Raw genomic sequence first — 20,754 nt, 5'->3', positions numbered from 1 at the left:
TGGGGACTTGAGAAGCTTAACCAGGCTCAATCAGGGCATTTACTTGAAGTGCTTGAAGACAGGTACCAGCAAAGCAGCACCATCGTTATCAGCCAACTACCAGTGAAAGAGTGGTTCAAAATGATTACCAATGCCACTGTAGCAGATGCCATTTTAGATAGGCTGGTACATAACAGCCACCGAATAGAATTAGAGGGTGAATCTATGAGAAAACTGGATCAATCCGATCACTTGAGGTAAAAATAAGGTTAAGAGAAAAAAGGGATTTTAGGTGATCGGATAACTCCGAAACGACTGATCGGATAAACCGAAAAACGCAAATATTCAAAGTTAAAAGGAATGCCGCAACAATTTGCCGCTGATAAATTCGAGAGCAAGCAGTTTTTTGCAACGTCGAAAGATGGCACTAAAGTACCTTATTTTGTAGTAATGGCTAAAAATATAAAGTTAGATGGCAAAAACCCAACTCTACTATACGGCTATGGTGGTTTTGAGATTTCGCTTCGACCATCTTATTCTGCTTTAACGGGTAAAAACTGGCTAGAGCAGGGCGGTGTTTATGTATTAGCTAATATTCGTGGTGGTGGTGAGTATGGTCCAGCATGGCACCAAGCTGCATTGAAGAATAAACGCCATAAAGCTTATGAAGATTTTGAAGCAGTCGCAGAAGACTTAATTGCACGTAACATTACATCCAGTCGCCATTTAGGCATTCAAGGTGGTAGTAACGGCGGTTTATTAGTAGGTGCGGCTTTTACTCGGCGTCCTGATCTTTATAACGCTGTTGTTTGCCAAGTGCCTTTATTAGATATGAAGCGTTTTAATAAGTTACTTGCAGGTGCAAGTTGGATGGGTGAGTACGGAAATCCTGATGTAGCTGCCGAATGGGACTATATAAAAACGTACTCTCCTTATCATAATTTAAGTAAAGATAAGCAATATCCAAAGGTTTTCTTTACTACTTCAACTCGTGATGACCGTGTACACCCAGCACATGCTCGTAAGATGGTAGCTAAAATGGAAGACATGGGTTTTGATGTTCTCTATTATGAAAACATTGAAGGTGGTCATGCCGGAGCTGCAGATAATAACCAAGCAGCAGAACTTAAGGCGCTAACTTATGCTTATTTAATGCAGCAATTACGTTAAAACTTGTTGATATAAAAATTTCGTGGTAAACTCCGCGAGCTTTTCATGAGTCAGGACTGGTCGAGGTTCTGGCTTTTTATTTTAACGAATTATATAAGTGAGAAAGATATGTCTTACACTTTTAATGCTGAAATCCGCACTGAAGTGGGGAAAGGTTCGAGCCGCCGCCTACGTCGTGCTGGTAAACTTCCTGCAGTTGTATATGGCAAAGGTAAAGAGCCTATGTCAATCGTTCTTAACCACAAAGATATCATCAACATTCAACTAAATGATGATTTCTATACAACTGACCTAACTGTTGTTGTAGACGGTAAAGAAGTTAAAGTTCGCGCTCAAGCTATGCAACGCCACGCGTTCAAGCCTATGGTTGAGCACATCGACTTCGTATACGCTTAATGCGTTTATTTGGTTGAATAAAAAAGCGCCTGATGGCGCTTTTTTTGTCTCAATTGAAGCTAAATCTATAATAAATATCAAGCGATTGTCCAACGGCGCTGGATACTGTTTCTAAATAGAGTTGTGACAATAGATAAAAGCGTAAACTTAACTCATAGCCAGGGTTAAAGACTCCATAACCGTATTTTACTAATAACCGATCACCAATATAGCCACTAACTGCTACTTTACCTTCATCATTAGCATTGAGTTGTACGTTTTTAAGACCTATCTTATTCAATACACTTTCAGCTGAGTTACTGATGGAGCTGATAGGGTTGTTTCCAGCTTGTTTTCCTATCGTGAGTGCAGCGCTTAGCAGTAAGCTGTTATTTGAATTGTCGCCGTCATCATTGAAAAAGCTATGGCCTTGAAATAGATACGACACAATTTCGGCTTGCTCTTTTACTGGATTAGAGAATAGTTGTACATTCGGTTTTAGAGCTGGGCCTGTTATCTTCACACCGACAGTTAGATCTTCATCTTGAATGCTTTTGACTGCGATAATATTAATGTTTGGATTGGTTGGAGGGCCAATGAACTCAAGATTCCCGTCAGTTATATTTAAAGTTTGTCCTAAAAATCGGTAACTCCCATTTAAGACTTTAATAGAGCCAAACAGCAAAGGGGTCTCTTGTTGTTTTTGACGTAAACTAATTTTGCCGCCCAAGTTTGCAGCTAACCCCATTCCTTTTATTGCTACCTTATCACTAACATTAATATCTAGGTTAGTAACAAGCTTTACTAACCTTGAGTTTAGATTTTTTTGTTTTTGATTTACGAAGACAACATCATCCGATAGTGGTGTGCCTTCCTTTGGTAAAGGTGTGATAGTTATGGTTCCGTCAGGTACACTAACTTTCCCTGTGAATGTAACTTGGGTTCCATCTATATCAATATGCATATCTGGGTTTACTGTTAATATAGCCCAAGGCGGCTTGATGACACTAAGGCCGTTTCCTTTTAGAGTTAATTTTCCAAATAGCTTTTGAGCTTTCCAATTTAATGTACCTGTTAACGCAGCATTGCCTTCATCCATATTCCATTTACTCGAAATATTTACGTTTTGATCTTTAACAACTAGATCCGCATTTAATGCGTGAATGCGTGTAGGGTTGTTTGCTAAAACAAGCTCAGCATTTTTAATGGAAACCCCACCATCTAATAAGGGTTTTTTAAGTGTGCCAAAAATTTTGAGCTTGCTCGATAAATTACCATTGAGTGTCCGGAAAGCAGGAAAAAATTCAGTAATGGGGGCAAAATTAATATTTTTTATATCAAGTATGCCATTAAGAGGATGTTCTGGTTCAACACCTACATTTAACTCAGCATTTAAATGTGCCAAGTTTTGAGATTTGAAATTTGATTTGATCGAAAGCCATTTATGGCTGAGATCCCCGAAAAGAGAAAACGATTGAAAGCTAAAATCTTTTGGTTCATTTTTCTGAGCAAAAAGACGAATTGTTCCCGATGGCATTTGTAAAAAGAGGTTGCCGCTAGGTTTTTGTCCTTTTTGCCACTCTAGCTTTGTGGTTATACGGGCCTTTCCTACTAACTCTAGGTGTTTAGGTAAATAAGGTTTGGTTAGCTCTTTCAGCTCACCATTAAAACTAAACTCCGCATTCCCAAACGTTCCTATTTTCGCTTCATTGTTTAAACACAAGCCTTCTCCATTATGGAGTAAACAAAAAGGGTTGAGGGTGCCAATTTTTTGAGTATTACTCCAATTGGCATTGATGGTCCTATTTAGTTGCCACATTGTGTGTTTGGTAAAGACATCAAAGCGTGGCAAATTGATTGACCAACCCGTATTAGTCTTTTTTGAGTTTAGTTTTAAATGGGCGTTAAGTTTGCTGTGAATTGTGACTTCAGATGATTGTTGTGTAAGATTTGCTTGTGATTTCACTTGCAGAAAACGTAATTTCTGTTTGTAGATACTTAGATTGGTAATCTGTGTCAGGCTATCTGTATAGTGGTTTTTTAGTGGAAAGTAATTTCCTGAACTTTTTATTGTTTCAAGTTGATAGTCTTTATATTTAAGAGCATGACCAATTAGCTTGAAATCAAATTTAGCTGGCTTTTGTGGATAGGAAATAAAATCAGAACTGATACTTCCGCTTAGGGGCGGGACTAAAGTCGATAATTCTTGAATTATAAGTTTACCCTGAAGTTCACTGTCGTCATGTCGAGCAAGTTGAAGTTCATTTCCCATAAACTTAGCAATGAAGCCTTGGCTGTTTAAGTTATAGTTAGAATTTAATTCAAGACTTCCTTTAACAAGAAGCGGAGAAGAGTTGTATGAGCCTGTTAGATTGCTATCTTTAATTCCAATTTGCCAGTGATTAGTATTAATTTTTCCTTTAGATATAAGCCGACCGTTTAAAGCAATTTCTGGGATTTTTTCACTAAACTTTTGACCAAACATTTTAAGCCGAAAATGCTCAAAATTAGTGTTTAAATCCCACAAATATTGATCTTTCCATGCAAACACACCCGTTGCGTTAATATTGCCCGAACTGGATTTAATAATGAGTCGTTTTATCTGGGTTTCTGTATCAGAGATTTTCCCCGCAACATTAAGGTCAACTTGAGGTATAAATGGAGTTTTAAAATGTCCTTTAGCCTTTAAATTTACAGAGTCTAGATCACCAGTTGCTGTAAGTTGAGTTTTACTTGCATAAACCAAACCTTGCTCTAACTTCCATTTGCCTTCTAATTGTTTGATGTTAGTTGAAAACGGTATGTTTGGCTTAATAATAGCTGCTGCGCCTGAAATTTTTGCCGTTATGTCACCATTTAACAATAGCGAATATTGCAAACTTGATAAATTATTTGATAGGTCACCTGTTACCAACTGATGCTCCATATTTTCGACATAGTGTAACCAAGGGAGCGATGTGTTGAGTTTGTTTTTACGGTTATCGATTTTCAACAACAGTTTAATATTCAGTGGATAGTTTCCTGAAAAATTTACCTCGCCATTCAAATCTGTAATTATATTACTATGGGATAATTGCGCTTTTTTAAGTCTTAATTGACTTCCTCGCCAAACGCCATCAAGCATGATTTGTTTAAACTTAACAAGGCTGCCATCAAGCTCAAGTTGAGAGTTAAGCAACTTGGAATTATGAACAGTCAATTGAAAGGGCAGAGTTACCTGTGGAAGTCTTATCGGTTGATTGTGATTTTGGTGATGAGGTGTAGTTGACGTCGTTGGTTTGGATTTTGGCCAGACACCAGATATAGAGAATTGAGTAGAGCTTAACTGGTTAATTATCAAACCTGAAGTTAACCATTGAGCCGAAAACTCCAAATTGCTACTAGCATATTTTTGCTCATCAAGAAAAACACTAATGTCTTGAAAATGTGCGTTTTGAGCTATGATCCCGAAAGGAAGCTGAAATTCATTAGTGCTTTTTTCAGTTGTATGATGTGTATTTAAGGCTTCTTGCTTATTTGAATTGTTCTCTGTAGCAAGTTTTATAAGTGTCTTAGTCGCTTTAATGTCGGTGATACAAAGTCGCTGCTGTACTAAACAGTGAGGTTGCCATGTCAGTGCAATCTCTTGAGAGGCGATAGAAACACCACTGTTATTCCACCCGAAATTTTTCAAATGTAGGGTCTTATTTAAAGTGCCACTTTGATAACTGACTTTAAGTTGCGGAATTAATATGTTCAATGCCGATACAGTGATTTGGCTGCCAACTGGAGTGCCAACCAATAAAGCAATCACTATGAATACCGCTAATGGTATGTAAATCAAACCACGGCAGAAATGTCGAACAAGTTTCCAGTTCATAGCTCGGCTCCCATGGTTAGATGTATTCGCCAAGATCTTGGAACAGTGTTGGTGTGATTTAACCCAGTCGCTAAATCCAAGCGAATTGGTCCTATTGGAGAAATCCAGTGTAAGCCCGAACCAGCAGAAACAATCGGTTTTAACTGACTAGTATCAAGAGCATTACCAGCATCAACAAAGGTGGCTAGACGCCAGCTAGGGGTGACATAGTATTGGTATTCAGCGCTACCAACTGCTAAGTATCGCCCACCTACAACTTGTCTGTGACGGCCAGTACTGTCAGTGTAATCAATAAATGGTCCTAGTTCTTGATACCCATAACCTCTGATACTTTGATCACCACCAGCAAAATATCGTAATGAAGGGGCTATCTCTGGTAAATCAGCGCTTTTAGCGATATTAAGCCCTAAATCCAGCCTTGATACAAACCTGTGCCTATCCCAAGGTGTAAAAATCCATTTAAACTGAGCTTGTAATCGCGTTAAGTTGATACTTGAACCTAAAGCTGTACTCGCTTGCTCAACACGATACGACTGCCTAAAACCAAATTGTGGATCTAGCGGGTTAACCATATCTTTAACCGCTCTAGTTAACGCGATATTCAGCAATATAAACTTAGGGTTATATGTGATATTTTCTTGAGTATATTTACTCCTAGTGGCTTGTATCGAATAGTTTAAAATCCAATCATTTTTAAATTGTTGTTGCCGACCAATGCCCAACAAATATTGGGTTGCTTCAAGTTTATTTTTGGTTTCAAACCTTTGGTTATTGGGATCAAAGTCTTGTGTCACTCCATACTTATCTTGTTGCAATCCTAGCTGAAGTTGTAATTGGTCATTAATCGGGTGAGTCAAAGGTATTTTATAAGTCGTTAGGAACTTGGGGCGTTCTGGTGACCATTCCACAATGGTTCTTTGGGAGTGCCCATACTTGTTAATTTGAGGCATTTCCCAAGCAACTCGAACCCTTGGATCGATATCTCTCTCACTAGATGTGCCAATGTCAGCTCCTAAACCAAGTTCAACAATGTTCCTATCTTTATTAGCTAGCTCGACTTTTAAAGGGATTTTATGGTTTGTTGAATGGTGCAATTGGGGTAAAACTTTGATACTGGAAAAATATCCAGTAGTACTTAACTCCTTATTAAACTTGGAGAGCCAATGGCTAGAATATAGAGTACCTGTTTGAAAGGGAATCAGCTTTTGTAGCACATTATCATTAAGGGTTTGCCCAGTAAAACTAATATCGCCAAATATATAACGCTTACCTGATTCTAAGTTCAAAGTGATACGTGCTGTATTAGAGCCGCGATTTACTAAAATTTCTGACTTCGTATAGGCTGCATCAAAATAGCCATTATCTATTGCTAATGCTGCAAGGGAGGACTTTATATCCTCATAAGTGCCGTGATTAAGCTGTTGACCAGCTTTTAATTTGAGTTCAGAACGCCATTGTAGGTAATCAGGGTCATTACTCATTTCACCGTCAATGTGAATATCAATATTGGTTATAATGGTAGCTTTACCTGGCTCGACATTGATTTGAAATTGCCATATTCCCTTGGTTAATTCTGTTTCTATTTGTGAGCGGTAATAACCACGAGATTCCATTGCTTCACGTATTTTGCTTTCTGCATTAAAAATAAAAGCGCGGCGTAAGGCTTTTGAAGTCGGAAGTGGACCGAGATGAGCCTCTATGTTTTTGGTCAATGACTCATTTACACCTTTTATTTCAACATCAATGAGCTTATTCCCTTTTCCTGATGCAGAAAAAGCGATTAAAGCTAACAGAATTAATGAGGTAGAGGCGTTGTGCTTTTTCAATTATGTCTTTTGGGTTTGTAGGGCGAGCCTAGATATTTTTGCATAGGTTCATTGTGGTCAGGAATCGGTCACCATGCAAGGAAAAAGGCAAATTCTGTATAGTGTAGCAAGACATACTTCAGCTATTATTCTTAACCGCTTTTTTTAGTCTTAATATGCTGATACGATCTTATGCTTTGTTTTTAGATGTAGGCTTATAAAGTGACTTCGACGGTTAACCCTCTTTCTCATGAGTTTTTGAATCAAGGATTTCTTCAAGATACGGCAAAAATCCGTCGGCGTTTGTTTCGTTTAAATAAACAAGCTCACTCATCTGAAAAAGAGCAAGAATTAGAAGGGCTAAAACAAAAAGCATTAGAAGCTAAAGAAAAAGCTGAGCTTCGATATCAAAATCGACCAAAGGTGACCTATCCAGAAGCGCTACCTGTTTCACAAAAGAAAGGTGAAATTGCTAAAGCCATTGCTGAAAACCAAGTGGTGATTGTTGCAGGTGAAACGGGCTCAGGGAAAACCACTCAGTTACCAAAAATTTGTTTAGAGCTAGGTTTGGGAAGTCGTGGTTTAATTGGTCATACTCAGCCAAGGCGATTAGCCGCTCGATCTGTTGCTACGCGCATTGCAGAGGAAATCAATTCTCCGTTGGGTGAAACCGTAGGTTTTAAAGTCCGTTTTGCCGATGCGATTAAAGACACCAGTTACATCAAATTAATGACAGACGGTATTCTGCTGGCTGAATTAGCTTCAGATCGATATTTAAGTCAATACGACACTTTGATCATTGATGAAGCCCACGAGCGTAGTTTGAATATTGACTTCATCTTAGGCTACCTAAAAGAAATCCTTAAAAAGCGTAAAGATTTAAAAGTCATTATTACTTCGGCAACCATTGATGTCGATCGCTTCTCTAAGCACTTCAATAATGCGCCTGTGATTGAAGTGTCTGGTAGAACATTCCCTGTTGAAACCCGATATCGTCCGTTAGTAAGAGAAGAAGGGCAATCACTAGATCTTATCGATGGTATTTTCTCTGCGGTAGAAGAGTTAATGGATGAAGGTCTTGGGGATATTCTGATCTTCATGAATGGTGAGCGCGAAATTCGTGATACTGCTGAACAGCTTAATAAACAAAATTATCGCGATACCGAAGTTTTGCCTCTCTACGCTCGTCTGTCTTATGGTGAGCAATCAAAAGTTTTTAAATCTCATGTTGGTCGACGTATCGTACTGGCTACTAACGTTGCCGAAACATCGTTAACTGTTCCGGGTATTCGATACGTGATTGATCCCGGTACAGCTCGAATTAGCCGCTATAGCTATCGTACTAAAGTACAGCGATTACCGATTGAACCCGTATCACAAGCCAGTGCTAATCAACGTCAAGGCCGTTGTGGTCGTGTAGGGCCTGGTATTTGTATTCGTTTGTATGATGAAGATGATTTTATAAGTCGTCCAGAGTTTACGGATCCTGAAATCCTAAGAACGAACTTGGCTTCCGTTATTCTACAAATGTTAGCTATCGGTTTAGGTGACATTGAAGGTTTCCCATTTATTCAACCACCAGAATCGAGGCATATCAAAGACGGCTTTTTATTACTTGAGGAACTAACTGCGGTTAGTAAAGGTAAAAAAGGTTTGCAACTTACGCAACTTGGCCTCCAGTTGGCTCAGATCCCAGTTGATCCTAGATTGGCAAGAATGGTGATAGAGGCAAATAAACTCGGCTGTTTACAACAAGTGATGGTGGTTGCAGCCGGTTTATCGATTCAAGATCCAAGAGAGCGTCCGTTAGAGAAACAACAAGCAGCTGATGAAGCCCACAGTAAATATAAAGACAAAGACTCTGATTTCGTAGCTTGGTTAAATTTATGGGATCACATACAAACTCAACAAAAAGAGTTGTCAGCCAGCCAATTCAGAAAAAAATGTAAACAAGAGTTCTTAGCTTATTTGCGTATTCGAGAGTGGCAGGATTTATACTCGCAATTAAGACAAGCGGTTCACGACCTTAAATGGAAGCTAAAAGGCGAAGAGTCTGATTATGACAGCATTCATCAGGCAATCTTGTCTGGCTTGTTGAGTCATATTGGTTTTAAAGATAACAACAATGAATATTTAGGCGCCCGAAATCGAAAGTTTTTCGTATTCCCAGGTTCTCCATTGGCGAAGAAAGGACCTAAGTGGATCATGGCGGCTGAACTTACAGAAACATCGCGCTTGTTCGCTCGCAGCTGCGCTAAAATCAATCCTGAATGGATAGAGCCACTCGCAGGACACCTCATCAAACGAAATTACAATGAGCCTCATTTTGAAGCAAAGCAGGGCAGTGTCGTGGCATTTGAAAACCAAGTGCTTTATGGCTTAACCACTGTTCATAAGCGGAAAGTCCAATACGGTAAAATTGATCCAGTCGAATCTCGCGAAATTTTTATCCGCAGCGCGCTTGCAGAAGGTGAACTGCGAACCAAAGAGCCTTTTTATATTCATAACTGCAAACTGTTAGAAGAAGTGGAAGCGCTTGAACATAAGTCTCGTCGTAAAGACATTCTGGTTGATGAGCAAGTGCTGGTGGATTTTTATCAAGAGCGTTTACCAGACAACATTTATAGCTCTGCCACTTTGTTCAAATGGTGGAATAAAGCCAAGCGTAATGAGCCTAAACTATTACATTTTGATCCAGAAATGTTGTTCAAGCGTGACGCAGGGCATGTGTCACAACTTGATTTTCCTGATACTTGGCATCAAGGAAATTTAACTTTACCTATTAGTTATCAATTTAAACCGGGGAATGAAGATGATGGGGTGTCCATTCATATTCCAATTGCTTTGCTGAACCAAATTGAAGATCAAGGTTTTGATTGGCTGGTGGCTGGCTTACGATATGAAAAATGCGTAGCATTAATTAAATCATTACCTAAGACACTTCGACGTAACTTCGTACCTGCACCAGAATACGCAAAAGCGTGTGTCGAAGCGATGAAGCCATTCGAAGTATCGTTTATAGAGGCACTCAATAAACAATTGCTGCGCATGAGCGGTGTTCGTCTATCAGAAGAAGATTTTGATCTTAACCAGCTTGAAAAGCACTTAGTTGTTAACTTTAAAGTTGAAGATGATAGAGGCAAGTTAGTCGCTCAAGGTCGTGATTTATTAGAGTTACAAGCAGCGCTTCAAGGTAAGGTTAAGCAAGCTATTCGCAAAGTAGCTGATTCAGGTATAGAAAAAGACAAGCTAACTGAGTGGAACTTTGGTGATTTGCCAAAGCAATATCAGCAGCACAAAGGTAGCTTTGAAGTGAAAGCTTTTCCGGCGTTGATTGATAATAAAGATTCAGTAGCTATCAAATTATTTGATAATGAAAATCAAGCTGATATTCAACAGAAAAAGGGATTAAGAAGGCTTCTTCTTTTGAATATTCCGTCTCCTGTGAAACATTTGCAACAAAAATTACCTAACAAAGCCAAACTTTCCATGTACTTTAACCCCTTTGGCCAAGTACAAATATTGATAGATGACATTATTGCAGCTTCAGTACAGCAATTACTGGATGAAAAACAACTTGATGTAAGAAATGCGGATGACTTCGATAAGGCTAGGGATTGGGTGAGGCAAGAGCTTAATGAGACAGCTGAGAAGATTGCCCTTAAAACAGAAGAAATTTTAACTATTCATCAAAAAATTAAAAAACGTCTAAAAGGCAAAATTAGTTTAGATATTGCCTTTGCAATGAGTGACATTCAAGCGCATTTAGATCGCCTTGTATTTAAAGGGTTTGTAGAAGTTTCTGGTTGGGAGAGATTACCGGATATTTTGCGTTATTTGAAATCTATTGAGAACCGTTTAGAAAAGTTACCTGTCGATCCCAATCGTGATCGTTTACAAATGCATTCAATTAACAATTGTGAAAAAATTCTCGAAGCTAAAATTGCTAAATTACCAAAGTTAGCAGCAATCCCCGTAGAGCTTGAAGAAGCTAAATGGATGATAGAAGAGTATCGCGTTTCTTGTTTTGCGCAGGTTTTAGGTACTAAGTATCCAATATCTGAAAAACGAATTATGGTACAGCTAGAAAAAGTTTGATATTCAGAATGGGTTAAATATTTTCTGCCTATTAAATATTGACCAACTGATTAACAAAGCTTAATGGCTACCATACGGTTAGGTTATGTGCAGGTGATATTATTCATAAGATGTTTAGGCTTTTTATTAGGTCACCATGGCTGTTGAAGTATCACCACATAACTCACCCATATTTGCTTCCCCTGTAACAAGTCATGCAGTGCAAGAGTTAATCTTTAATTTTCAACCAAATCCTTATTCGGTCAGCCTATCAGTAAGCAATGATTGTAGTGGTGATTGTGCTGGGTTGGGAGAATGGCATCAAGGAGAGAAAAAGACTGCGCCTCTAGTCAAACAAGGTGAACAGAAGCAGACGAATGAATCACAAACTCGACTAGGTAAAAGGTGCGGAGTTGATTTTACGATTGACTGCAGTAAACAAGCTAAGCTCATTAACCCGTTACATCAAATCACTATTCCTGAAGGATTACCTGATGGTGTTGAACATCAAATATTTAATTTATGTGAGCTCGTTCCTTTAATAAAAAAATTAGATCCATTGGATGGTGATGTCATTATTGGTTTTGATTTGGATGATATGCTGATTCAAGAAGATCAGGTAAACGGTGGTTTTAAGCTCATTGAAACTAGGTGTAGAGAAGAGCTAGAGCAACTGCAAAAGCAATTCCCATTTGCAAAACTTTGTATTATCACCCATACCGATAACTCAAAAGTAGAAAGTAAGTTAGCATGCATAGAAGGCGGTTTTCCAACAAAATCCTTTAAATTCATGAGAGGTAGAGTCTTCTTTGAGAGTGAAAATAAAGGCGAATTGCTCTCAAAATGCCTTAAAGAAAACGGCATTAATCCAATAAAATCTACAATTGTTTTTATCGATAATGATTCTGAGAACTTGGTGAGTATTAAACGTGAGTTTGGCAGTAGAGCGACCACGGTTCAATATTTAAAAGGTATTCCGACTATGGTGGATAACCTTGTTAAAATATATAAAGTGCTTGACGATACGCAGTTGTGGAGTCTGTGCGAGTGTAGCAAGCTTGCCAAGACTAGTGAACTATTTGAACATCTAAAAGGGCCTTTTAGACAGTTAAAGGAATACGAAGCTGCTAGTAATAGACAAAACAAAAAATAATGGAATAGCTTTCCCAAATATCGTTTTTCAAATACTCTTTAGCTTAGGGCGTGTTGATCTTTCAGGATTAAATTTTGTGCTATTTGAGCACTTTTCTGTTCAAGGCGTGAGAAGTGAAGCTTAGTCATCTAAGTCAGCTGGTCACAACACAGAACAGGAAGTGCTCAAAAGCATCGAAGACAGCGTAAATTGGTCATTTCTGCTGCGTTATCGTTTGTTTATGTGGAGCAACCACACTTCACAAACTCCGCCTTGCATAAAATAACCAATTTATCGCTGCAAAAATAAACACGAAGGATCAACACGCCCTAATGTTTTTATCATTTTCATTATAGCTATCGGGATTTAATCGTGCTTAATCGTATTTGGTGGTATTTCTTTGTCATTGCTTTTGTAGTCATTTTAGGCAAAGTGGCTTTTGGAAATACTTCAGTAGTCAGTGATTCAGTCGCTGCATTATTTGAAAGTTCCAAATTATCTGCCGATATTGCAATTGGTCTAGTTGGCGTGTTAACGCTGTGGATGGGACTAATGCGCGTTGGAGAAAAAGCTGGAATGGTGCGGTTTATTTCAAAATACACCGAACCATTACTGGCTAAGTTGATGCCAGAAGTGCCAAGAGGGCATCCAGCTTACGGCAGTGTCACTATGAATCTTACGGCTAATGCACTTGGTTTAGATAATGCAGCAACCCCATTAGGCTTGAAAGCTATGCAGGATTTACAGTCCATTAACCCTGTTAAAACAGTTGCTTCGAATGCACAAATTTTGTTTTTAGTACTAAACACTTCCTCGGTAACCTTAATTCCAGTAACCGTATTTCTATATCGAGCTCAACAAGGAGCGGCTCATCCTGCGGATGTGTTTTTACCTATTTTGATTGCAACAAGCGCATCGACTATAGCAGGGCTTACGGCTGTTTCCATTGCTCAAAGGATTTCTCTATTAAATACTGTCGTGCTTGGGTATGCTGCGCTGCTTGTTGGTGGTTTACTATCTATTGTGGCGTATTTGACAACCCTAAGTGCGACGGCAATAAGTGAGATCTCTACCGTATTAGGTAACGGCATATTGTTGTGTTTAATTTTCAGTTTTATTCTTGTTGCAGGCTATCGAAAAGTAGCCTTGTACGATGAATTTATAGAAGGGGCTAAAGAAGGTTTTGGACAATCTATTCAGCTTATTCCGTACATCCTTGCTATGTTGATTGCCATTGGATTATTACGCGCTTCAGGAGCATTGGAGGTTGCCTTGCAAGCCATTGCAATTCTAGTGAGTTGGTTAGGCTTTGATACTAGATTTGTTGATGCTCTCCCTACTGCGATAATGAAGCCCTTTAGCGGTGGTGGTGCGAGAGCTTTGATGCTTGAAACGATGCAGCACGAAGGTGTTGATTCATTTGCTGGGCGTTTGGTGGCAATTATCCAAGGTAGCTCTGAGACGACCTTTTATGTATTAGCGGTTTACTTTGGTTCTGTTGGTATTCGTAATGGACGCCATGCTATTACTTGTGGACTAACTGCTGATCTGGCCAGCGTCTTGGCTGCCATTAGCGTATGCTATTGGTTTTACGGTTAAATATATATTGCTTCCATATTGACAGTATTGTTTTAATCCCTTACTTTATTTTGACATAATATGTCAAAATAAACGGAGCTTACATGGATTGGTTATTTCAATCAGCTTTTAACTTTATACAATCTGAATTCACACTATCATCAGGTATTGCAGTCATTGTTTGTACTTTGGCTGTTAGGCTTATTCTACTGCCTCTGGGTTTTGCATCACTTAAACAAACTTTTGCGAATAGTCAGAAGATGGCGCAAATCAAACCAGAAATTGAGCAACTTAAGGATAAGTATCAAACTGATCCTGTCAAACAATCTCAATGTTTAATGGAGTTGTACAAAGCCAATGGCATTTCTGTGATGAATAAAAGCAATTTAATCAACATGGTAATTCAAGGAGTAGTTGGAATTTTTATGTTTCAAGTGATTAACGGTGCTTTGCTTTCAGGGCGGTTTGCGTGGATCTCAGATATTGCTAAATCAGATGTTTTATTAAGCGTAGGTATTGCATTTGTTACAGGTTTATCGATGTACTTTATGCCGTCAACAGCAGAAAGCGTAAACTACTTGATGATGGCAATCATAAGTGTGGTTTGTTTAATAAGCCTGCTAAACGTATCTTCTGCAGTCGGCCTCTATTGGGGAACGACTTCGGTTGTTTCATTACTTCAATCGATGGCTGCGAAGTTTATTTTTAAAAACAAACCTGCAATTGCATAAAATACATACACCAGATTAATTTTCTGGTGTTTCCTTAGGTTTCTTTTTAGATTTATTCTGCGCAGAATCATTTTTAAATTGGGGCATTTTAAACTTGGCGCTGTACTTTAATACGGCCAAATTACTCATAATTACCCCAATTACCAGCAATATAATCAACCAAATCTCAAGTGTACTCATAATGAATTTTTGTATTTGCCCTGAGGATAAAGTAACAGAAAAGTTATCATTATTCATTACAAGCATGATTTATTTGAAGTGATATTTTTGATTTATGTATTCTCGCTTGTTCATTGATTTATTCCTCGTTTCCCTATGGGCATGAGTCTTACGTACCTTTGCTAGGTATTGTTTTGTTTGTTTTGCACTATCACTCGCTAGCTGATCGAATCGCTGTAAACCACCTTTAAAATCTTTAAACGAAACATTCACTTTTAAAAAGAATAAATTAACACTCGGGTCGCTTAATCCCATACGAGCATCAAAGCGATTTAGTCGCATGACTCTTGATGTATTAATTCCAGAAACTAAAGATGTTACAGCCAGTTTAAGTTCTTCAGAAATTGCGCTTAAGGCTGTTTCACCATGTGGTATTAGTGTTTTTTCGGCAAAAGGGGTTACAACCAGCTTTTTCTCGCCTTTTGCATAGATATGAGGCGTATTGTTGGTTAGGCCACCATCAACAACTTTAATAGCGCTAGATATTTTTACGGGAGGCAGCCATTTGAATTTTGAACTTGATAGCTCAACGGCGGGCATATACCTCGGCATACTAGAGCTAGCTATAGCCGCAGTGATTATTGGTATTTGTGGTGTATTATCAGCTGAAAATTCTATTTCATATTTACCGTTTAGACTTGCAATGATAGTTAGTGCAGTAAGTTTATTAGGTAGTATTTCAGTGCCGTTAGCTTTTGTGTAGGCATCAACAAGTAGTTGATGCTGTCTAAAGGTTAGGTTGGCTAAACAAGCCGTTCCATTTGTTCCATCAAATTCATTCCCGTGCTGGTCTATCAGTGGTTCATGATTTTGCTGTAAATATACAGATATGGGGTCAAGATATGGCTCAAAGGCATGGGTAGCGATACAGGTTAATTTATTTTTCATAACTTCAGCATCAAATTTTGCGCCAGAGGTTGCCATCCATTGATGGATAGTATGCACAGGTAGACCTAATGAAAGTGCGAATAAAACAATACTACCAACACTAGTGCCAACCATGTGTTTTATTGATTTTAAGCCGCAATTTGATTCAAGTTCAGTAAGTAACCCTGCAAAGCCAGCCGCTTTTGCGCCAGCACCACTCAATACTAAGCTATCAAAAGCTAATTTGTTCTTAGAAATTGGTGTTGGGTTAGGTGCTTCATTGTTTTCCATAAACGAAGGTCTTGTAAGTTCGAAATATTTTGCACTCTGGAAGCAAGACCGTTTTGGAACTAAACCGTTAATTTTGTATTCGTGGCAGTTAACACTGTAAGTTGTGGCATTGATTGATCGTGATGCTCTTGCTAAAGGTTGAAATGCAGTTCTAGCTAAGACGGGTAGTGTAAGAGCCATAATGATAACCTTTTAGAAGCAAAGGGTTACATTAAACGTTGTAATTTCTAAAATTTAAATAGGCTAATAGTCCTTAGGCTAGATTTATTTAAACTACTAGATAACTACTAGCTATATGCTGAAAAAACATAACAATTACAGCTTGTTAGTTAGTACGATAGTAATTCTTATTTTTTTGCGTATTTTTTAGTCTAATGTCATTATTTGATGTGTATTTTAGTTATCTGAAAAGTAAATAAAATTAGGAGAGTTAAACAGGACGTGTAATTTTTATTAATGAGAGACTAGCTATGAAAAACATCACTAAGCTAAGCCTACTTGCTTTAGTTTTTTCTCCATCCTTAGTTTTTGCTGCAACAATTTCTGCGGTTAAACTTATACCAAGCCAACCATCATCCTCTTTTATCAAAAGCCAGTCAGGCCAAGAAAATAACTACACTCTTAAAGAAAATGAAAATGGAGCAAGTTATTGCAAGGCTACCTTTCCCGACGCCAAACTCTGTATTCCATTTGATAATGAGAGCTCAAGTTCATTAACTGTTTCAATGCCAAAATATGGCATTGATAAAGATGCATTTAAGTCCAACGAAAAAGGTGCTTTAGTAAGACCAAAAACAAGTTGGTTTATCAAAATGGAAGTAAAGAAGAATGGAAAGAGCATTTTCAATGGCAGAGTTAAAAATAAAGTAGGGGTAAAGTGCACTGACTCTGGGTGCAAACCATGGAAATGACATAACTATGTTTGGTCACCTGAAAAGGTGACCAAATGCGCAATACTAATCTACGGCAAGTCTCGCTTCGCACTTTTTCACGTCTTCAGGCGTATCAACTTCTTGTGAGTTAAAGGCACTAATTGCGATTTTAATTTTGTGTCCATGCTCAAGAGCTCGTAACTGCTCAAGTTTCTCCAATTGTTCTAAATTACCATGTGGTAGCGTGGCAAACTCTTGGATGAAGCGGCTGGTATAAGCGTACATACCAATGTGTTTATACACAGGATAATCTCGGGTATCACGACCAAATGGAATACGTGATCGAGAGAAATACAAAGCATGATGTTGATTATCAAATACAACTTTCACTTGCATTGGGTCATCAATGTCTTTTGAGTTCGTGATTTGATAGGCAAGGGTAGCCATTTCAAATTCACCCGGGTGCTTTTTGAATAGTGCGATTAATTGCTCTATTGATATTGGATCAACCAATGGTTGATCACCTTGTAAGTTAATGATGATTTCATCATCTGGTAGGCCTAGTTTTGCAATTGCTTCGTTGATTCGATCAGTCCCCGTAGCCGCATCTGGATTCGTCATAACGACTTTACCACCAAAACCCTCAACTACAGCCCGAATACGTTCGTCGTCAGTTGCTACAACAATGTTGGCTAAGCCTTTAGCTAAAGAGGCACGCTCATATACATGTTGGATCATTGGTTTGCCAGCAATAGAGGCAAGAGGCTTTCCTGGAAAGCGGGTTGAGCCATAGCGAGCGGGTATGATTAGGGTAAAATTCATGACTTAGCCTTAAAACAAAAAATCTGCCTCAATAATAACATTGGAAGCAGATTGATTCTTTTCATTTTTTATTTGTAATTTTAGATTGCTGTAAAGTTATGCAAACCCAGCCATCTTTCTATCTATTGTGACATCCAAGTCATTGAGCAAGCCATTATTAATTCCATATATCCAGCCATGAACAGCCACATCTTGACCATTTTTCCATGCATGTTGAACAATCGTTGAACTTGCAACATTAGCAACTTGTTCAATGACGTTCAGCTCACACATACGATTGAATTTCGCATCTTCATCTAAATCAGCAAGTTCTGCTTCGTGTTTACGATAGACATTGCGGATTTGATCTAACCAGTGATCAATAAGCCCAAAACGATCTTCGTTTTGCATAGAGGCCTTCACACCGCCACAACCATAATGACCTACTACCATGATGTGCTTTACTTTTAATACTTCAACGGCATATTGGATTACAGCTAGGCAGTTAATATCAGTATGGATTACTTGGTTAGCAATATTACGATGTACAAAAACTTCACCTGGCATAACATCTATGATCTGGTTTGAAGGCACTCGACTATCCGCACAGCCAATCCATAAATATTCAGGTGTTTGTTGCTTAGAAAGCTTCTCAAAGAAGCTAGGGTCTTCTTCTTTAATTCGTTCTGCCCATTGGCGGTTGTTGTCAAAAAGTGGTTTTAATAATTTCATTGTAGTTCCACTATATAGTTGAGTGATTTGGTAGGAATTATATCAAGATAAAGAGGCAATGTGGTCTAGCCAATTCAAAATGCGATCCTGTATACGTAATTCTCTACTAATTGGTTCAACTGTTTGAGAATATCATTTTTTAAATGTATATCTGCTGTTGATATGACTATTTCAAAGTCATTTATATCAAACCGTTCGAGGTAGATATCTGATACAGGGCGATAACTGATATGCCAAGGTTCTGGGCTAACGCCACTTTTCCCTGCTTGAAAAGGGTGCTCAAATCCAAAATCCGTCGCGTTTTGTATCAACCACTGATATAAATCATTGCAGGGACCATGTTCCATGTATTCATCTGGAATAAGTTTCAATTTTGCTTTGCTGATATGATTGGCATCAAAAACATCGATATCAGTTCCCCAATGATGGCGTGAAGCTCCGGGTAGGGCAGACCAGAGAAGAATGGCTTGCATCAACTGTACGTCTGTAAGCTTGGTGATATTTATAATTTTCGAGTTGATGTCTAATACTGATCGATTACCAGCAGCTTTACTATTCCAAATATTAAGCTGTTGAGTAAAACTACGGAAGCCTGAGCAAATTGAAATGTTGATTCCATCTTTTGAAGCAGCATCTGCCATTTTGGCAAATGCGGTTGCTGTCTTACTTTCTAATAATATTCCATCAACATTTATTAAATGGTCTTGCTGTAAACCATAAAGATATGGATGGTGAATAGAAAGGTTTTCTAGCATAAAAGATTTTCCAAAATGGCTTCATAGCAATCAGACAATTGTATTAGATCATCTGCTTTTACGCATTCATTCACCTTGTGGATGGTGGCATTTACTGGACCTAACTCAATAACTTCTGCACCTGTTGGGGCGATAAAGCGTCCATCAGATGTACCGCCTGTAGTAAGTAATTGAGTGTCTCTACCTGTTACTTGCTTAATGGCAGTTTGCGTTGCTTCAACTAACTTTCCTTTATCCGTCAAAAACGGTAAGCCGTTAAAGACCCAGTTCAAATCATAATTCAGTTGGTGTTTTTCAAAAATCGCTACCGTCTTTTCGATTAATTGTTCAGCTGTTACTTCAGTCGAATAACGGAAATTGAACATTACATCCAAATATCCTGGGATCACATTAGACGCACCAGTACCACCATTTATGTTGGCGATTTGAAAACTGGTTGGCGGGAAAAAGTCATTGCCATTATCCCACTCTTGGTGACTCAGTTCAGCTAGAGCATGCGCAGAAGTATGAACGGGGTTTTCAGCGAGATGAGGATAAGCAACGTGCCCTTGTATACCATGAACGGTTAGATTGCCCGTAAGGCTTCCTCGTCGACCATTTTTAACTACGTCGCCCAATTGAGCCGTTGAAGAAGGTTCACCAACTAAGGCCCAAGTGATTTTCTCATTTCTTGCTTCAAGAGTATCTATGACTCGGGTTGTACCGTTTATAAATGGTCCTTCCTCATCACTGGTGATTAGAAACGCAATTGATCCTTTATGTTCTGGGTTATTACCGATAAATGACTCGGTTGCAGTGATCATTGCTGCTAAAGATCCTTTCATATCAGCTGCACCGCGCCCATTAATATAGCCATCGATAAGCTCAGCAGAAAAGGGAGGATGCTCCCAAGCTGATTCTTTTCCTACTGGTACAACATCGGTATGGCCGGCAAAGCAAAAAACGGGACCATCAGTACCACGTCTTGCCCACATATTTGTCGTATCTTCAAATACCATGGTCTCGATGGTGAACCCCAGTTTTGCAAGACGTTCAGCCATCAGTGGCTGGCAACCTTCATCGAGCGGTGTGATTGAAGGGCGACGAATTAGTTCTTGGGTCAGTTCAATAACTGGATGTGTCATTAAAATAGCCCTTGATAGGTGTCTGCTTTAAATCCAAGTGTTATGCTATTTGACGTTTGTAATACAGGGCGCTTAATTAGAGTAGGGTGTTCCAACATTAAGCTGATGGCCTTAGTTTCTGTCAGGTTTGTTTTATCGTTTTCATCTAAATTTCTAAAGCTTGTACTACGTTTATTGAGAACCGCTTCCCAGCCTTGCGCTTGAACCCATCTTTTAACTTGTTCTTCAGATAAACCATCTTCTCTAAAATCATGAAATGTGTGCTCAACATTGTTAGTTTCTAGCCATTTGCGAGCTTTACGAACCGTGTCGCAATTTTTAATTCCAAAAATAGTAGTCATTGTGCTTTTACAACTCTTTGATTTATTAGATTTGAATATACTACAT

15 protein-coding genes and 2 pseudogenes are annotated in these 20,754 nt (G+C 38.6%); 8 read left to right on the top strand and 9 right to left on the bottom strand.

What is annotated here, in order from left to right:
• The 3 genes and pseudogenes from D5018_RS13110 to rplY all read left to right on the top strand — a co-directional run.
• Positions 1–240, top strand: a 240-nt coding sequence (locus tag D5018_RS13110; protein ID WP_165905062.1) for an ATP-binding protein, incomplete at its 5' end; no start/stop codon positions are given.
• An 87-nt stretch (positions 241–327) separates the two neighbouring features.
• A pseudogene (locus D5018_RS13105) lies at positions 328–1,149 on the top strand (prolyl oligopeptidase family serine peptidase); the annotation flags it as partial.
• 108 nt (positions 1,150–1,257) lie between these two features.
• Positions 1,258–1,545, top strand: a complete 288-nt coding sequence (gene rplY, locus D5018_RS13100; protein WP_121839449.1) for a 50S ribosomal protein L25 — start codon at positions 1,258–1,260, stop codon at positions 1,543–1,545.
• 49 nt (positions 1,546–1,594) lie between these two features.
• Here rplY and D5018_RS13095 read toward each other — a convergent pair whose 3' ends face one another.
• Positions 1,595–5,383 (bottom strand): translocation/assembly module TamB domain-containing protein, encoded by a 3,789-nt coding sequence (locus D5018_RS13095; protein ID WP_121839448.1) that lies wholly within the window; start codon positions 5,381–5,383, stop codon positions 1,595–1,597.
• Positions 5,380–7,209: an autotransporter assembly complex protein TamA gene (locus tag D5018_RS13090; RefSeq protein WP_243637435.1), complete on the bottom strand. Its 1,830-nt coding sequence runs from the start codon at positions 7,207–7,209 to the stop codon at positions 5,380–5,382. Before D5018_RS13090 ends, D5018_RS13095 begins: the two co-directional genes overlap by 4 nt.
• A 201-nt stretch (positions 7,210–7,410) precedes the next feature.
• On the opposite strand from D5018_RS13090, the gene hrpA reads away from it, so the two are divergent.
• From hrpA to D5018_RS13070, 4 genes are all read left to right on the top strand, one after another.
• Positions 7,411–11,286, top strand: a complete 3,876-nt coding sequence (hrpA, locus tag D5018_RS13085) for an ATP-dependent RNA helicase HrpA (RefSeq protein WP_121839447.1) — start codon at positions 7,411–7,413, stop codon at positions 11,284–11,286.
• Positions 11,287–11,422: 136 nt separating this feature from the next.
• A complete protein-coding gene (locus D5018_RS13080; RefSeq protein WP_121839446.1) occupies positions 11,423–12,418 on the top strand; it encodes a DUF2608 domain-containing protein in 996 nt (331 codons plus the stop codon).
• A gap of 351 nt (positions 12,419–12,769) precedes the next feature.
• Complete coding sequence (locus D5018_RS13075) at positions 12,770–13,996, top strand: nucleoside recognition domain-containing protein (RefSeq protein ID WP_121839445.1); 1,227 nt, start codon at positions 12,770–12,772, stop codon at positions 13,994–13,996.
• An 83-nt stretch (positions 13,997–14,079) separates the two neighbouring features.
• Positions 14,080–14,706, top strand: coding sequence for a YidC/Oxa1 family membrane protein insertase (locus tag D5018_RS13070; protein ID WP_121839444.1), 627 nt, complete (start codon positions 14,080–14,082; stop codon positions 14,704–14,706).
• A 39-nt stretch (positions 14,707–14,745) separates the two neighbouring features.
• Here the strand turns inward: D5018_RS13070 and D5018_RS22135 are convergent.
• Both D5018_RS22135 and D5018_RS13060 read right to left on the bottom strand, forming a co-directional pair.
• Positions 14,746–14,886 (bottom strand): annotated as a pseudogene (locus tag D5018_RS22135) (DUF2897 family protein); the annotation flags it as partial.
• A 69-nt stretch (positions 14,887–14,955) separates the two neighbouring features.
• On the bottom strand, positions 14,956–16,263 hold the full coding sequence (locus tag D5018_RS13060) for a patatin-like phospholipase family protein (RefSeq protein ID WP_121839443.1): 1,308 nt from the start codon (positions 16,261–16,263) through the stop codon (positions 14,956–14,958).
• A 290-nt stretch (positions 16,264–16,553) separates the two neighbouring features.
• On the opposite strand from D5018_RS13060, the gene D5018_RS13055 reads away from it, so the two are divergent.
• Positions 16,554–16,994 (top strand): hypothetical protein, encoded by a 441-nt coding sequence (locus D5018_RS13055; protein ID WP_121839442.1) that lies wholly within the window; start codon positions 16,554–16,556, stop codon positions 16,992–16,994.
• A 45-nt stretch (positions 16,995–17,039) separates the two neighbouring features.
• On the opposite strand, the gene kdsB is transcribed toward D5018_RS13055, so the two are convergent.
• From kdsB to D5018_RS13030, 5 genes are all read right to left on the bottom strand, one after another.
• On the bottom strand, positions 17,040–17,777 hold the full coding sequence (gene kdsB / locus D5018_RS13050) for a 3-deoxy-manno-octulosonate cytidylyltransferase (protein ID WP_121839441.1): 738 nt from the start codon (positions 17,775–17,777) through the stop codon (positions 17,040–17,042).
• 96 nt (positions 17,778–17,873) lie between these two features.
• The gene (gene can / locus D5018_RS13045; protein WP_121839440.1) at positions 17,874–18,488 is read right to left on the bottom strand and encodes a carbonate dehydratase; all 615 of its coding nucleotides are present in this window, start codon (positions 18,486–18,488) and stop codon (positions 17,874–17,876) included.
• Between the two features lie 74 nt (positions 18,489–18,562).
• Positions 18,563–19,243, bottom strand: a complete 681-nt coding sequence (locus tag D5018_RS13040) for a M15 family metallopeptidase (protein ID WP_121839439.1) — start codon at positions 19,241–19,243, stop codon at positions 18,563–18,565.
• Entirely contained in the window at positions 19,237–20,367 is a 1,131-nt protein-coding gene (dapE, locus tag D5018_RS13035) for a succinyl-diaminopimelate desuccinylase (protein WP_121839438.1), read from the bottom strand. The genes D5018_RS13040 and dapE overlap by 7 nt, the downstream gene beginning before the upstream one ends.
• Complete coding sequence (locus D5018_RS13030; RefSeq protein ID WP_121839437.1) at positions 20,367–20,708, bottom strand: ArsC family reductase; 342 nt, start codon at positions 20,706–20,708, stop codon at positions 20,367–20,369. The genes dapE and D5018_RS13030 overlap by 1 nt, the downstream gene beginning before the upstream one ends.
• Between the last annotated feature and the right edge of the window lie 46 nt (positions 20,709–20,754).

The organism is Parashewanella curva (genome assembly GCF_003675895.1).
In the GTDB taxonomy this organism is placed as follows: Bacteria; Pseudomonadota; Gammaproteobacteria; order Enterobacterales; family Shewanellaceae; genus Parashewanella; species Parashewanella curva.
This window is presented reverse-complemented; position numbering and strand designations above follow the sequence as displayed.